Genomic DNA, 13,731 nt, shown 5'->3' on the forward strand with positions numbered 1-13,731 from the left:
TGCGTGACGGTGCGGGTAGCGGAACTTCAGAGGCTCCCTGGACTGTGGGTGCCCCGCCCAATACACGGCGGAGGGGCCGTCCTCGCCGAGGGAACCCCGGAGGGGTGGGCACCGTGAACCCGCGGCGGTGCAGGTGTCGTAGGTGGGCTATGCGCCTGCGGCCCATGCGACACCCATCGACGTGCACCTTTGCGACCCGCGGCTGCGGAACGACCAAGATGAAAAACGCTCAATGGAACTTGCGGACCTCCGGCGTGTCGCATCCCGACATGCCGGACGTTGTGGACAACTTCCGCAATTTCAATGGAAATCGGACCTTTGATTTCCATTGAAATTGCGGACGACCCTGGGCGCGTCAGGTTCGGCGGCGGGCTCGGAAGGCTGCGACGTGCATGCGGTTCGCGCAGCGGGGGCTGCAGAAGCGCTTGGCCTGGTTCGTCGACGTGTCCAGGAAGTAGGTGTAGCAGCCCTCGGCTCCGCAGCGTCCCCAGCGCGTCGTGCCGTGCTGGACCACGCCCTGCGCCAGGCCCCACGCAGCCGCCGCCGCGACTTCGTCGACCGCCGGTGCGTCCGGGCCGGCGACGTGGACGTGCCAGTTCGGGGTGCCGTCGTGGCTGCCGTGCCCGGAAAGCCTGGGCCGGGGCGGGTGTGCCGACAGCAGGGCGTTGATCTCGGCGAGCACCGTCTCGCCGTCGTCGGCCACCATCGCGTCCAGCGCCCGGCGCAGCCCGGCCCCCATCGAGCGCAGGAGCGGCAGGTCGCTCGCGTGGAGCCGGTCGGCCCACCAGGGCTCGTCGTGGAGCGCGGCGCGCACCGCGTCGAGGCTGCTCAGATCGGCGTTGGCGATCCGCAGCGCAACGGCGGCGTAATCAGCGTTGTCCATCAGTGGTCCTTACCAGTACCCTTGGCCGTCAGGGGCGAACCCGCCGATCACAGCTTACAAGGAGACAGGGTGCCGGATCTGGGGGAGCGCGTATCGCCGCGCCGGGTGCTGGCGCTCGCGGTGCCCGCGCTCGGCGTGCTGGCCGCCGAACCGCTGTACGTGCTCGTGGACACGGCCGTCGTCGGTCACCTCGGAGCGGTGCCGCTCGCCGGGCTCGCGCTGGGCGGCACGCTGTTCACCCTGGTGTCGAGCCAGCTGACGTTCCTGAGCTACGGAACCACCGCGCGCACCGCCCGGCTGCACGGCGCCGGGCGCCGCAAGGACGCCGTCGCGGAGGGCGTGCAGGCGACCTGGCTGGGCGTCATCGTCGGCGTCGTTCTCATGTTGCTCGCGCAGCTGCTGGCCGTCCCGGTCGCGGAGCTCATGGCGGGCCCCGGGCCGATCGCCGACGCGGCCGCGACCTGGATGCGCATCGCGCTGTGCGGCGCGCCGATGGTGCTGATCACCATGGCCGGCAACGGCTGGATGCGCGGCGTGCAGGACACCGCGCGGCCGCTTCGGTACGTGCTGGTGGGCAACGGCGTTTCCGCCGTGCTGTGCCCGCTTTTCGTCTACCCCTTCGGCTGGGGGCTGGAGGGTTCGGCGGTCGCGAACCTGATCGGCCAGACGATCGCCGCGGCGCTGTTCGTGCGCGCGCTGTTCGTCGAGCGCGTGCCGCTGAAGCCGGAGTTCGCGAAGATGCGCGCCCAGCTCGGGCTCGGCCGCGACCTGGTGCTGCGGACGCTCGCGTTCCAGGCGTGCTTCCTGTCGGCGACGTCCGTGGCGGCGCGGACCGGCGCGGAAGCCGCGGCGGCGCACCAGGTCGTGTGGCAGCTGTGGGCGTTCCTGGCGCTCATGCTCGACTCGTTGGCCATCGCGGCGCAGTCGTTGGTCGGCGCGGCGCTCGGGGCCGGTTCCGCGCCGCGCGCCAAGGGAATCGCCCGGCAGGTCACCTGGTACAGCCTGGGGTTCGGCATCGTGCTCGGGTTGGTGTTCGCAGCGCTCTCCGGCCCGCTGCCGACGTTGTTCACCACGGACGGCGCGGTGCTGGCGGCCATCCCGCACGCGTGGTGGTTCTTCGTGCTCCAGCAGCCGATCGCCGGCGTGGTGTTCGCGCTGGACGGGGTGTTGCTCGGCGCCGGTGATGCCGCCTACCTGCGAACCGCGACGTTGCTGAGCGCGGCCATCGGCTACCTGCCGCTGATCTGGTTGTCGCTGGCGTTCGGCTGGGGCCTGGTGGGGATCTGGACCGGGCTGACCCTGTTCATGGTCCTGCGGCTGATCACGCTGCTGCTGAGGGCCCGCTCCGGCCGGTGGGCCGTCGTCGGCGCCACCCGGGCCGAAGCCACCGCGGGGTGAACCCCGCCGCGCGGGTCACTGCCAGAACCAGGACTGCTCCCGGACCTGGCGATAGGCCTCGCGGCGGCGCTCCGGGTCGAGGCGCTGGATGTAGACCATGCCGTCGAGGTGATCCGTCTCGTGCTGGAGGCAGCGGGCCATCAGGCCGCTGCCCGACACCGTGACCGGCTCGTTGTCCGCGTCCACGCCGCGCACCACCGCGTGCTGGGCGCGGCGGGTTTCGAACCCGAGCCCGGGCAGCGACAGGCACGCCTCCACGTCGTCCTGCACCTCGTCGGAGAGTTCGACGATCTCCGGGTTGACGACGTACCCGATCTCGCCGTCGACGCGGTAGCTGAACGCCCGCACCCCGACGCCGATCTGCGGCGCGGCGACCCCGGCGTGCCCGGGCGCGTCGACGGTGTCCAGCAGGTCCGCGACGATCGAGCGCAGCCGCTGGTCGAAGACCGTGACCGGCTCGGCCGCCATGCGCAGCACCGGGTCGCCGAAGCGCCGGATCGATCGGAATGCCACCGCTGACCTCCTCGCAGTTCCGCCGCCACCCTAGCGACGCGCGCCGCGCCGGGTCGGGGAAGATGTCTCCTCGTGTCCGAGCGCTCCCGCAAAACGCGTCCCACCGTTCCACCCGGCCTGCTGGTGATCGACAAGCCGGCGGGGATGACCTCGCACGACGTCGTGTCGCGGGTCCGCCGCATCATGGGTACCCGCCGCGTCGGGCACGCCGGGACGCTGGACCCGATGGCCACCGGGGTGCTGGTGCTGGGCTTGGAGCGGGCCACCAAGCTGCTCGGTCACCTCGCCCTGGACACCAAGGCGTACCTGGCGACGATCCGGCTGGGCACGGCCACCACCACCGACGACGCCGAGGGCGACGTGGTGTCCGAAGCGGACGCCTCCAGGGTGGCCGAGGAGGCGATCCGGGCCGGCATCGCGGAGCTGACCGGCGACATCCAGCAGGTGCCCAGCGCGGTCAGCGCGGTGAAGATCAACGGCCGCCGCGCCTACGAGATGGTGCGCAATGGCGAGACCGTCGAGCTGGCCGCCCGGCCGGTCACGGTGTCGCGCTTCGACGTGCTGGCGCTGCGCCGCACGGAGCGCACGACCGACCTCGACGTGCTCGTCGAATGCTCGTCGGGGACCTACGTGCGAGCGCTGGCGCGCGACCTGGGGGCCGGGCTCGGCGTCGGCGGGCACCTCTCGGAACTGCGCCGGACCCGGGTCGGCCCGTTCGGGCTGGCCACGGCGCGCACCCTGGACCAGCTGGAGGCCGAGCCCGGGCTGTCGATGGGGCTGGACCAGGCGGTCGAGACCGCCTTCCCGCGCCGCAACGTGGACGCCGACACCGCCCGCGCCCTCTCCTACGGCCAGGTCGTGCCCGCGGCCGGCGTCGAGGGGACCTACGGGATGTTCGATCCGGACGGCCGGGCGGTGGCCCTGGTCCGCGATCGCGGCCGGACTGCGAAGGCGGTGCTGGTGATCATTCCGGCGAACTGACGCATTCCGGTCGAACCCCCTCCGGTTCGCGGGCGATTTCGGTGACTGGTGTCACATCCCTGGAACCCGGTGAGGAGTCGCTCGTCCCACGGCTAGTCCGATCCAGTGACTGCAGACGTTGGGAGCAGCATGCGCAAGCGATTAGTCGGGGCGACCGTCGTGTTGGCGGCGGGGTTGGCGCTGAGCGGCTGTGCGGCAGGCGGTGCGCCGCAGCAGACGACCGGCGGTGGTTCGCAGGCCGAGAGCCGGCCGGTCGAGGCCAGTGCCGGTCAGCAGCAGGAGACCACCGAGGCGGCCGGCTCGAACCAGGGCGGGACCGGCGCCGGCGACCGGCCGTGCGAGGCGTCCGACCTCGACGCGAAGTTCGTCACCGCCGAGAACTACGACGGGCGCCCGAGCAACGGCCAGTTCAGCGTGACCAAGAACAGCAACGACATGACCTCGTGCGTGCTCGACGGCTACCCGGAGATCAAGGCGATGCGCGGCTCCGAGGGCGGCGCGACCATGCCGGTGGCGATCCAGCAGGTGGCGGCCGACGGCGCGCAGCCGATGCGGCTGGACGGGCACGGCGGTTTCGCCAGCTTCAACATCACTTGGACAACCTCCGGTGACGACGGCGGGTGCGACATGCCGGGGGCGCTCTCGGTGCGGCTGCCGCGCGCCGGTTCCCAGGACATCGAGGTGCCGGTCAACCAGGGCCGCGACAACTCCCTGCGGATCTGCGAGAACGACGAGCTCCAGGTCCAGCCGTTCGGCGACTACACGAGCTGAGCCGATCCGCCCGCCCGTGCCGCGCGACCCGTGGCACGGGCGGTGGCGTTCCGGCCATCGGGTGGCGGCGCAGTAGGCTTCCTGGTCGTGCAGCGTTGGCGTGGTTTGGAACAGATTCCCGGTGGCTGGGGCCGGTGCGTGGTCACCATCGGCGTCTTCGACGGGGTGCACAGGGGGCATCAGCAGCTGATCGCGCACGCGGTGCGGCAGGCCCGCCGCCGCGGCGTGCCGTGCGTGCTGATGACCTTCGACCCGCACCCGTCCGAGGTGGTGCGCCCGGGTAGTCACCCGGCACAGTTGACGACCCTGCGGCGCCGCGCCGAACTGGCCGAGCAGCTCGGGGTCGACGTCTTCTGCGTGCTGCCGTTCACCCGCGAGATCTCCCGCGTGCCCGCCGAGGAGTTCGTGCACGCGATGCTGGTGGAGCGGTTGCACGCGGCGGAGATCGTGGTCGGCGAGAACTTCACCTTCGGCCACAAGGCCGCGGGCAACATCGAACTGCTGGCCAAGCTCGGCGAGCGGTTCGGCTTCGAGGTCGAGTCCGACGCGCTGGTCTCCGGGCCGGTGGAACGCGCCGACGACGCGGGCGGCCCCTCGGTCACCTTCTCCTCGACCTACATCCGCTCCTGCATCGACGCGGGCGACGTCGTGGCGGCCGCCTCCGCGCTGGGCCGCTACCACCGGCTGGAAGGCATCGTGGTGCGTGGCGCCGGGCGCGGCGGCAAGGAGCTCGGCTTCCCGACCGCCAACCTGTCCACCCCGCCGCACGCGGCGATCCCCGCCGACGGCGTGTACGCCGCGTGGTTCACGCACCGCCGGCGCGGCTCGGTGCTGCCGGGCGAGACGCTGCCGGCGGCGGTGTCGGTGGGCAGCAACCCGACGTTCTCCGGCACCGAGCGCACCGTCGAGGCGTACGTGCTGGACATCGACGCCGACTTCTACGGCGAGCACGTCGACCTCGACTTCGTGCAGCGGCTGCGGTCGATGGAGCGCTACGACACGGTCGAAGCGCTGATCGAGCAGATGCACCAGGACGTCGCCGAAACCCGGCGGATCCTGGCCGTGGGCGGGTGAGGCGGTATGCCGAACCCCCGAACGGGGCAGCCGCGTCCGCCGCGCGGCGCACCGCGGTCGGAACGCTTTTCGGATTCCCGGCCACGCCCGGCCGGTGACCTGGCAGTATTCAGGGCCGGATCAACAGCCGCCCGCGGCCGGGTCGGCGCCGACACGGGGGGAACGAAGGTGGCGGAGAACAGCAACGTCCAGCGGAACCTCGCACTGCAGCGGCAGTGGTACGGAGAGCCGCTGGGGGACCGGGTGCGCCGCCTGGTCGTTGCGTTCCGCATCTCGCAGGCCCAGCTCGCGGAAGTGCTCGGGATCAGCGCGCCGATGCTCAGCCAGGTGATGAGCGGCCGCCGGGCCAAGATCGGCAATCCGTCGGTGCTGGCCAGGCTGGTGATGCTGGAGCGCAAGGTGCTCATCCCCGGTGTCGCCGCAGGTGACGAGGACGCGATCAAGCAGGCGCTGGAGGACGTCCGCCAGTCGCGCCCGTCGGTGGGCCGCGACAACCTGCCGGTCATGGGTTCGGCGAACGGCGAGGAGGCCGCCTGGCCGGTGCTGCGCGAGGTGGCCAAGCCCGGCGAGCTCGCGGCGGCGGCGTCGCTGCTGGAGGGCCGTTACCCGGCGTTGGCGCAGCTGCTCCGCCGCGCCGCCAACGGCGACCCCGACTGAGCTCCCGTGGAGCCGCCGCGCGGGCGTCCGGGGAGTGCGCGGACACTGGGGTATGCGTTTGTTCACCGCGCTGTGGCCGTCGGACGAGGCGGTGCGGCACCTGGCGTCGGCGGTAGACCGGCTCCACCCGGACCGATTGGCCGAGGCGACCGCGGGCCTGCGCAAGTTCCGCTTCACGTCCCCGTCGCGCTGGCACCTGACGCTTCGCTTCCACGGCGACGACGCCGAGGAGCAGCGCGTGACCGACCGGCTCGACCAGCGCGTCGCCAAACTGCTGGAGACCGACCCGTCATCGCCGCGCCTCCGGCTGGCCGGTGCCGGGACGTTCCGCGGCGTGCTGTGGGTCGGCGTCGAGCCGGAAACCGGATCCGACGACGCCGCGCTGCGCGAGCTGGTTCGCGCGGCCGGCGGTGATCCGCGCGGTCACACCGCGCACCTCACCATCGCCAGGTGGGTCGCCGGGCGCGCCGACCGCGAGCTGCTGCCGGGGCTGTTCGCCGGCTACGCCGGCCCGTGGTGGCGGCCGCGCGATCTCGCGGTGGTGTGCAGTGACCTGCGGGAAGGCGGTCGGGAGTACCGGACAGTGCACCGGGTGGCGGTGACGCGCGAGACGCCGGGTTGACCCGATCGCAGCAGGTCTCCCTGTTATCCTGGCATGTGGAGCGGCTGCAGTCCGTGGTGGCCGCATCCGGTCGACCTGGGGTCGACCCGCCACCCGATCGATCGGTCGGGCGTCGCTGACACGGGACATCGAAGGAGTCAATTCGTGGCGTTGTCCACTGAAGACAAGAAGCAGATCCTGGCCGAGTACGGCCTGAAGGACGGCGACACCGGTTCGCCGGAGGCCCAGGTGGCCCTGCTGACCAAGCGGATCGTCGGGCTGACCGAGCACCTCAAGCAGCACAAGCACGACCACCACTCGCGTCGTGGTCTGCTGCTGATGGTCGGTCGTCGCCGCCGTCTGCTCAACTACCTGACCAAGGTGGACATCGAACGCTACCGTTCGCTGATCCAGCGACTCGGTCTGCGTCGTTGACGAACACCGGGGGGAGCGGCCGATGGGCCGCTCCCCCCGGTGCATGAAGAACGGACGGCGCCCCGCGCGCCGTCGCAACTGAAGAGCGCTCACGGTGGCACGCACCGGACAGGCGTCCGCCGGTCCTCGGTAGTGGCTGCCGGGCAAGTCGTCGCAACAGACGTTCCCGGGGGCTTCGATCGATGGCCGGCCTCGTCGGACCACGATCCGGATGCTCCTGCCGTGGGCCTCGTGAAACCGAGGAGTCAACCTTGACTGAACCCCAGATCGACGAGGGCGTCTACGAGGCCACCGCCGTGCTGGACAACGGCGCGTTCGGGACCCGGACCGTCCGGTTCGAGACGGGCCGGCTGGCCAAGCAGGCCGCCGGCAGTGTCGTCGCCTACCTCGACGACGACACCATGCTGCTGTCCGCCACCACGGCGTCCAAGCAGCCGAAGGAGCATTTCGACTTCTTCCCGCTGACCGTCGACGTCGAAGAGCGGATGTACGCCGCGGGCCGCATCCCCGGCTCGTTCTTCCGCCGCGAGGGTCGCCCGTCCACCGACGCGATCCTGACCTGCCGGCTGATCGACCGGCCGCTGCGCCCGTCCTTCGTGGACGGCCTGCGCAACGAGGTCCAGGTCGTCGTCACCGTGATGAGCCTGGTGCCCGGCGACCTCTACGACGTGTTGGCGATCAACGCCGCGTCGGCATCCACCCAGCTGTCCGGTCTGCCGTTCTCCGGCCCGATCGGCAGCACCCGGGTGGCTTTGATCGACGGCCAGTGGGTGGCCTTCCCGACCCATGAGCAGCTCGAGCGGGCCGTGTTCGACATGGTCGTCGCGGGTCGCATCGTCGGCGACGACGTGGCAATCATGATGGTCGAGGCCGAGGCCACCGAGAAGACCGTCAACCTGGTCGCCGAGGGTGCGCAGGCGCCGACCGAAGAGGTCGTCGCCGCTGGTCTGGAGGCAGCGAAGCCCTTCATCCGGACCCTGTGCCAGGCGCAGCAGCAGCTCGCGCAGGCCGCCGCCAAGGAGGTCCAGGACTTCCCGGTGTTCCCGGCCTACGCCGAGGACGCCTTCACCGCCGTCGAGCAGGCCGTCTCCGGTGAGCTCGCCGAGGCGCTGAAGATCGGCGGCAAGCAGGAGCGCGAGAGCCGGCTCGACGAGATCAAGGCCGCGGTGCTGGAGAAGGTCGGCACCGGCGAGGGCCAGCAGTTCGAGGGCCGCGAGAAGGAGGTCGGCGCCGCCTTCCGGTCGCTGACCAAGAAGCTGGTGCGCCAGCGGATCATCCGCGACCAGGTCCGCATCGACGGCCGTTCGCTGACCGACATCCGCAGCCTGTCCGCGGAGGTCGGCGTGATCCCGCGGGCCCACGGCTCGGCGCTGTTCGAGCGCGGCGAGACCCAGATCCTGGGTGTCTCCACGCTGAACATGCTGCGCCTGGAGCAGACCATCGACTCGCTGTCCCCGGACACGACGAAGCGGTACATGCACCACTACAACTTCCCGCCCTACTCGACCGGTGAGACCGGCCGGGTCGGCAGCCCGAAGCGGCGCGAGATCGGCCACGGTGCGCTGGCCGAGCGCGCGCTGATGCCGGTGCTGCCGACGCGCGAGGAGTTCCCGTACGCGATCCGCCAGGTCTCCGAGGCGCTGGGCTCCAACGGGTCCACCTCGATGGGCTCGGTGTGCGCCTCGACGCTGTCGCTGCTGAACGCGGGTGTGCCGCTGAAGGCGCCGGTGGCCGGCATCGCGATGGGCCTGGTGTCCGACGAGGTCGACGGGCAGACCCACTACGTGGCGCTGACCGACATCCTCGGTGCCGAGGACGCCTTCGGCGACATGGACTTCAAGGTCGCCGGCACGAAGGACTTCGTGACCGCGCTGCAGCTGGACACCAAGCTGGACGGCATCCCGTCCGAGGTGCTGGCCCAGGCGCTCGGCCAGGCCCGCGACGCCCGGTTCACCATCCTCGAGGTGATGGCCGAGGCGATCGGCAAGCCCGACGAGATGAGCCCGCACGCCCCGCGGGTGACCTCCATCAGCATCCCGGTGGACAAGATCGGCGAGGTCATCGGCCCGAAGGGCAAGATGATCAACTCGATCACCGAGGAGACCGGCGCGGAGATCACCATCGAGGACGACGGCACCATCTACGTCGGTGCCGCCGACGGTCCGTCCGCGGAGGCCGCGATCGACAAGATCAACGCCATCGCGAACCCGCAGCTGCCGAAGGTCGGCGAGCGCTTCCTGGGCACCGTGGTCAAGACCGCGGCCTTCGGCGCGTTCGTCTCGCTGCTGCCGGGCAAGGACGGCCTGGTGCACATCTCCAAGCTGGGCAACGGCAAGCGCATCGGCAAGGTCGAGGACGTGGTGAACGTCGGCGACAAGCTGCGCGTGGAGATCGCCGACATCGACAGCCGCGGCAAGATCAGCCTGGTGCTGGTCAACGACGAGGCGGAGAAGGCCGAGGGCGAGGCCCAGCCGGAGGCCGAGACCCCGGCGCAGTGACCGATCGGCGCGCGTGACGCGCTGTCCAATGCGGCCCGTCCCGGAACTCCGGGGCGGGCCGTACGGTTGTGAGTCGTCAACTCACGATGTCGCGACGAGACCAAGGCGGTTGGTGTTTGATGAGCGACGGCAGCCGCTTGCGGTGCGGGACTCAACTCGCACCGCTGCGGGTCCACGGTGCCCACTCCTCTGGAGTTCTCCCAGCGAGGACAGCCCCGACGTGGTGAATTGATCGGGGATCCCACAGCGAGGGGCGTCTAGTTCCGCCACCCGCACCGCTACGCAAACCAACTTCGAAATACTCTCTAAAGGGACATGAAGAAGCAGACACGCGCCGGGTACCTGCAGCGTCCCGGGACCACTCGAATCCTCGGCGGCACCGGCGACGCGGCCGTGCGCCGGACGGTTTTACCGGGCGGCTTGCGGGTGGTCACCGAGCCCGTGCCCGGCGTGCGCTCGGCCTCCGTCGGCATCTGGGTCGCGGTGGGTTCGCGCGACGAGGGCCGCCCGCAGGCCGGTGCCGCGCACTACCTGGAACACCTCCTCTTCAAGGGCACCGCCAAGCGCACGGCGGTGGACATCGCGCAGGAGATCGACGCCGTCGGTGGCGAGCTGAACGCCTTCACGGCCAAGGAGCACACCTGCTACTACGCGCACGTGCTCGACCGCGACCTGCCGCTGGCGATCGACATGCTCTGCGACGTGGTCTTCGACGCGCTGAACGCGAAGTCCGATGTGGATGTCGAGCGCAGCGTGGTCCTGGAGGAGATCGCGATGCGCGACGACGATCCCGAGGACCTGCTGCACGAGCTGTTCACCTCGGCGGTGCTCGGCGACCACCCGCTCGGCCGCTCCGTGCTGGGCACCGAGGACTCCATCACCGAGATGACCCGGGCCCGGGTCAACGGCTTCTACCGGCGCAGCTACGAGATGCCGAAGATGGTCATCGCCGCCGCGGGCAACGTCGACCACGGCCGTGTGCTGCGGCTGCTGCGCAAGGCGCTCGGCGACCGGCTGGACGGCGACGTGCTGCCCGCGCCGCCGCGCACGGGGCGGGCGCGGCTGCCGAAGCAGAAGCCGCTGGCGCTGCACACCGACGACACCGAGCAGGCCCATCTGCTGATGGGCTGCCGCGGTTTCGACCGCTACGACGACCGCCGCTTCGCGCTCGGCGTGCTCAACGCGGCGCTGGGCGGCGGCATGAGCTCGCGGCTGTTCCAGGAGGTGCGGGAGCGGCGGGGCCTGGCCTACTCGGTGTACTCGGCGACCACGGCGTACTCCGACGCCGGGACGTTCTCGGTGTACGCGGGCTGCACCCCGGACCGGCTCGGCGAGGTCGCGACGGTGATCCGCGGCGTGCTCGCCGGCGTCGCGGCCGACGGGCTGACCGTGGACGAGGTGGAGCGCGGGCGCGGGCAGCTGCGCGGCGGCCTGGTGCTCGGCCTCGAGGACAGCGCGTCCCGGATGAGCCGGATCGGCAAGATCGAGCTGAACTACGGCAGGCACTTCACGGTCGAGGAGACCCTGGAGCGCATCGACGCGGTCACCGTCGACGACGTCGCGGAGCTCGCGGCCGAGCTGCTGCGCCGGCCGCTGACCACCGCCGTCGTCGGGCCGTACGACTCGCCGGCGGACCTGCCCGACGGGGTGTGACCCCGGACTCGACCGTCCGCAATTTCCATTGAAATCGAACCTTCGATTTCAATGGAAATTGCGGGCCGGGGCACCCGCGAGCGGGCGTGGGGTGCCCGTTACCTCGGAGAACGCCGGTGCATAGACTCGCGGCAGTGCGGCGTCGAGGTGGAAAGGTAGTCGTCACGTGAACAGCCCGATCAAGGTCGGCGTGCTGGGTGCCCGCGGGCGGATGGGATCCGAGGCGGTTCGCGCCGTCGGTGAGGCTCCCGACACCGAACTGGTCGCCGCGATCAACCGCGAGGACGGCCTCACCGGGTTGCTCGACGGCGGCGCTCAGGTCGCGGTCGACCTCACCCATCCCGACGCGGTGCTCGACAACATCCGGTTCTGCGTCGAGCACGGCATCCACGTGGTGGTCGGCACCAGCGGGCTCGGCACCCCGGAGCTGGACACCGTCCGCTCCTGGCTGGCCGACCGGCCGGAGGTCGGCGTGCTGGTGGCGCCGAACTTCGCGATCGGCGCGGTGCTGTCGATGCGGTTCGCCGAGCTCGCCGCGAAGTTCTTCGAATCCGTCGAGATCGTCGAACTGCACCACCCCAAGAAGGCCGACGCGCCGTCGGGCACCGCCGCGCGCACCGCGCAGGTGATCGCGCAGGCGCGCGCCGAGGCGGGCCTGGGCGAGGTGCCGGACGCGACGACCAAGGAGCTCGACGGCGCCCGCGGCGCGGACGTCGACGGCGTGCGGGTGCACTCGGTGCGGATGACCGGGCTCGTCGCGCACCAGGAGGTGCTGTTCGGCACCGAGGGCGAGACGCTGACCATCCGGCACGACTCCTACGACCGCCGCTCCTTCATGCCCGGGGTGCTGCTGTCGATCCGCGAGGTCGGGTCCCGGCCGGGCCTGACCGTCGGCCTCGACGCGCTGCTGGGGATCTGAGTGGCCCGCAAGCTGATGACCCCGCGGACGTCCGCGTTCGTGGTGGCGATCGTGCTGCTGGTGTACCTGGTGCTCATGGGCGGCCGCGCGATCACCATGATCACCAGCGGGCAGCCGGTGTTCATCGCCCTCGGGGTGGCGGTCTTCGTGCTGCCGGTGCTCGGCGCGCTGTTGGTCGTCGATCAGCTGCGGTTCGGCGCGAGCACCGAGCGGCTCGCGCAGCGGCTCTACGACGAGGACGCGCTGCCGGACGTCTCGCACCTGCCCCGGCGGCCTTCCGGCCGCGTCGAGCGGGAGGCGGCGGACGCGTACTTCGACGAGAAGCAGGCCGAACTCGAAGCCTCGCCGCAGGATTGGCGGCGTTGGTTCGCGCTGGCGCAGGCCTACGACCTGGCCGGCGACCGCAACCGCGGCCGCAAGGCGATGCGCCGCGCGATCGAGCTGGAGCGCGAAGAATCCGCGCGGTGACGCGGTTTTCGGCCGGCGCTACTCGTCCCCGCCGCGGGACGCCCCGGCGTGATCAGCCCGGTTTCGGAGGCCAGCACCACTAGTTGCGGGCGGCCTCGGGCGTCCATTTTGGACAGCAGTCGGCCGACGTGGTTCCGCGCGGTGGCCGGGCTGAGGAACAGCCGCTCGGCGATCTCGGCGTTGGAGCACCCGGCGCCGACCTCGGCCAGCACTTGGAGCTCCCGCTCGGTCAGCCCGGCCAGGCGATCGGCGTCGAGCGAACGGGAACTCGCCGCCGCGGCCCGCCCGGGCGACAGCAGCGCCTCACCGCCTGCCACCACCCGCACTGCCTCGCGCATCTGCTCCGGCGCGGTGTCCTTCAGCAGGAAGCCCGCCGCCCCGGCGCGAACCGTCCCGTCCGCCGATCATCGGCAGTGCAGGACCTCCGAATGCTTGCGTCCAGAGCAGCTGGTGCAGAACGCCGTAGATGACGCCGACGATCAGCAGGGTGTGGAACGCGTCGGGCACCCGAAGCCACCGCACGACCGCCAGCCAGACCGCGATGGGCACGAACACGAGCAACGAATTGGCCAGCGGGCCCGCGAGGCGGAGCTCGTGGGCGACCACCCGCGGCACGCCCAACAGCGGGATTCCCGCAACCGACCGAGCATCTGCGCACCTCTTCCCGGTGGTAGCGGAGGAAGCCGATGAACGCCGTCGTCGCGGTCACGGCGCTCGCCGCCAGCCGGAACCAGTGCCCGGTCTAACCGCGACCTGCCGCAGGAACTCGGCGGAATGCACGGCGATGCCCCCGGTGGAACTTGATCTCGTTGCGCGGCCAGAAGTCGAGCGCGTAGAACAAGAACTCGCCGCCCAGCAGCGAAGCCAAACGCGTTCGCGT

At 71.2% G+C, this 13,731-nt stretch carries 15 protein-coding genes; 11 read left to right on the plus strand and 4 right to left on the minus strand.

All coding sequences use genetic code 11. The annotated features are described in order from the left end of the window. Positions 1-355 precede the first annotated feature (355 nt). Positions 356-883: a CGNR zinc finger domain-containing protein gene (locus tag AC07FN_RS34800; protein ID WP_478399453.1), complete on the minus strand. Its 528-nt coding sequence runs from the start codon at positions 881-883 to the stop codon at positions 356-358. Positions 884-952: 69 nt separating this feature from the next. Between AC07FN_RS34800 and AC07FN_RS34805 the strand changes: the two genes are divergently transcribed. Then, positions 953-2,281: an MATE family efflux transporter gene (locus AC07FN_RS34805; protein ID WP_478399454.1), complete on the plus strand. Its 1,329-nt coding sequence runs from the start codon at positions 953-955 to the stop codon at positions 2,279-2,281. Between the two features lie 15 nt (positions 2,282-2,296). Here AC07FN_RS34805 and def read toward each other — a convergent pair whose 3' ends face one another. Beyond that, entirely contained in the window at positions 2,297-2,794 is a 498-nt protein-coding gene (gene def, locus AC07FN_RS34810) for a peptide deformylase (protein ID WP_397531454.1), read from the minus strand. Positions 2,795-2,866: 72 nt separating this feature from the next. Between def and truB the strand changes: the two genes are divergently transcribed. From truB to AC07FN_RS34860, 10 genes are all read left to right on the plus strand, one after another. Beyond that, positions 2,867-3,775 (plus strand): tRNA pseudouridine(55) synthase TruB, encoded by a 909-nt coding sequence (gene truB, locus AC07FN_RS34815; RefSeq protein ID WP_478399455.1) that lies wholly within the window; start codon positions 2,867-2,869, stop codon positions 3,773-3,775. A gap of 129 nt (positions 3,776-3,904) precedes the next feature. Beyond that, positions 3,905-4,546, plus strand: a complete 642-nt coding sequence (locus tag AC07FN_RS34820) for a DUF4232 domain-containing protein (RefSeq protein WP_478399456.1) — start codon at positions 3,905-3,907, stop codon at positions 4,544-4,546. Between the two features lie 87 nt (positions 4,547-4,633). Then, positions 4,634-5,620: a bifunctional riboflavin kinase/FAD synthetase gene (locus AC07FN_RS34825; RefSeq protein WP_452615471.1), complete on the plus strand. Its 987-nt coding sequence runs from the start codon at positions 4,634-4,636 to the stop codon at positions 5,618-5,620. A 168-nt stretch (positions 5,621-5,788) separates the two neighbouring features. Continuing rightward, positions 5,789-6,277: a helix-turn-helix domain-containing protein gene (locus tag AC07FN_RS34830; RefSeq protein WP_358575300.1), complete on the plus strand. Its 489-nt coding sequence runs from the start codon at positions 5,789-5,791 to the stop codon at positions 6,275-6,277. 52 nt (positions 6,278-6,329) lie between these two features. After that, positions 6,330-6,899, plus strand: a complete 570-nt coding sequence (locus AC07FN_RS34835) for a 2'-5' RNA ligase family protein (RefSeq protein ID WP_478399457.1) — start codon at positions 6,330-6,332, stop codon at positions 6,897-6,899. Positions 6,900-7,043: 144 nt separating this feature from the next. Further along, positions 7,044-7,313 carry a 30S ribosomal protein S15 gene (gene rpsO, locus AC07FN_RS34840; RefSeq protein ID WP_093261676.1) on the plus strand — a complete coding sequence of 90 codons (270 nt, stop codon included), beginning with the start codon at positions 7,044-7,046 and terminating at the stop codon, positions 7,311-7,313. 251 nt (positions 7,314-7,564) lie between these two features. Next, positions 7,565-9,811 (plus strand): polyribonucleotide nucleotidyltransferase, encoded by a 2,247-nt coding sequence (locus tag AC07FN_RS34845; RefSeq protein ID WP_478399458.1) that lies wholly within the window; start codon positions 7,565-7,567, stop codon positions 9,809-9,811. A 315-nt stretch (positions 9,812-10,126) separates the two neighbouring features. Continuing rightward, entirely contained in the window at positions 10,127-11,464 is a 1,338-nt protein-coding gene (locus AC07FN_RS34850; RefSeq protein ID WP_478399459.1) for a M16 family metallopeptidase, read from the plus strand. Between the two features lie 166 nt (positions 11,465-11,630). Next, positions 11,631-12,383, plus strand: a complete 753-nt coding sequence (dapB, locus tag AC07FN_RS34855) for a 4-hydroxy-tetrahydrodipicolinate reductase (protein ID WP_358575297.1) — start codon at positions 11,631-11,633, stop codon at positions 12,381-12,383. 15 nt (positions 12,384-12,398) lie between these two features. After that, complete coding sequence (locus AC07FN_RS34860) at positions 12,399-12,851, plus strand: hypothetical protein (RefSeq protein ID WP_358575442.1); 453 nt, start codon at positions 12,399-12,401, stop codon at positions 12,849-12,851. Here AC07FN_RS34860 and AC07FN_RS34865 read toward each other — a convergent pair. Together AC07FN_RS34865 and AC07FN_RS34870 are read right to left on the minus strand one after the other, a co-directional pair. After that, positions 12,767-13,189: a response regulator transcription factor gene (locus tag AC07FN_RS34865; protein WP_478399460.1), complete on the minus strand. Its 423-nt coding sequence runs from the start codon at positions 13,187-13,189 to the stop codon at positions 12,767-12,769. The genes AC07FN_RS34860 and AC07FN_RS34865 overlap by 85 nt on opposite strands. Beyond that, positions 13,155-13,466: a hypothetical protein gene (locus AC07FN_RS34870; protein ID WP_478399461.1), complete on the minus strand. Its 312-nt coding sequence runs from the start codon at positions 13,464-13,466 to the stop codon at positions 13,155-13,157. Before AC07FN_RS34870 ends, AC07FN_RS34865 begins: the two co-directional genes overlap by 35 nt. Between the last annotated feature and the right edge of the window lie 265 nt (positions 13,467-13,731).

It is taken from the genome of Saccharopolyspora sp. NPDC045941 (assembly GCF_056431445.1).

What these genes read in the sequence shown, in the direction of transcription:
- AC07FN_RS34800 (WP_478399453.1), bottom strand. Translation starts at nt 883, where the DNA reads ATGGACAACGCTGATTACGCCGCCGTTGCGCTGCGGATCGCCAACGCC.
- AC07FN_RS34820 (WP_478399456.1), top strand. Translation starts at nt 3,905, where the DNA reads ATGCGCAAGCGATTAGTCGGGGCGACCGTCGTGTTGGCGGCGGGGTTG.
- AC07FN_RS34835 (WP_478399457.1), top strand. Translation starts at nt 6,330, where the DNA reads ATGCGTTTGTTCACCGCGCTGTGGCCGTCGGACGAGGCGGTGCGGCAC.
- AC07FN_RS34850 (WP_478399459.1), top strand. Translation starts at nt 10,127, where the DNA reads ATGAAGAAGCAGACACGCGCCGGGTACCTGCAGCGTCCCGGGACCACT.
- AC07FN_RS34860 (WP_358575442.1), top strand. Translation starts at nt 12,399, where the DNA reads ATGACCCCGCGGACGTCCGCGTTCGTGGTGGCGATCGTGCTGCTGGTG.
- AC07FN_RS34865 (WP_478399460.1), bottom strand. Translation starts at nt 13,189, where the DNA reads ATGCGCGAGGCAGTGCGGGTGGTGGCAGGCGGTGAGGCGCTGCTGTCG.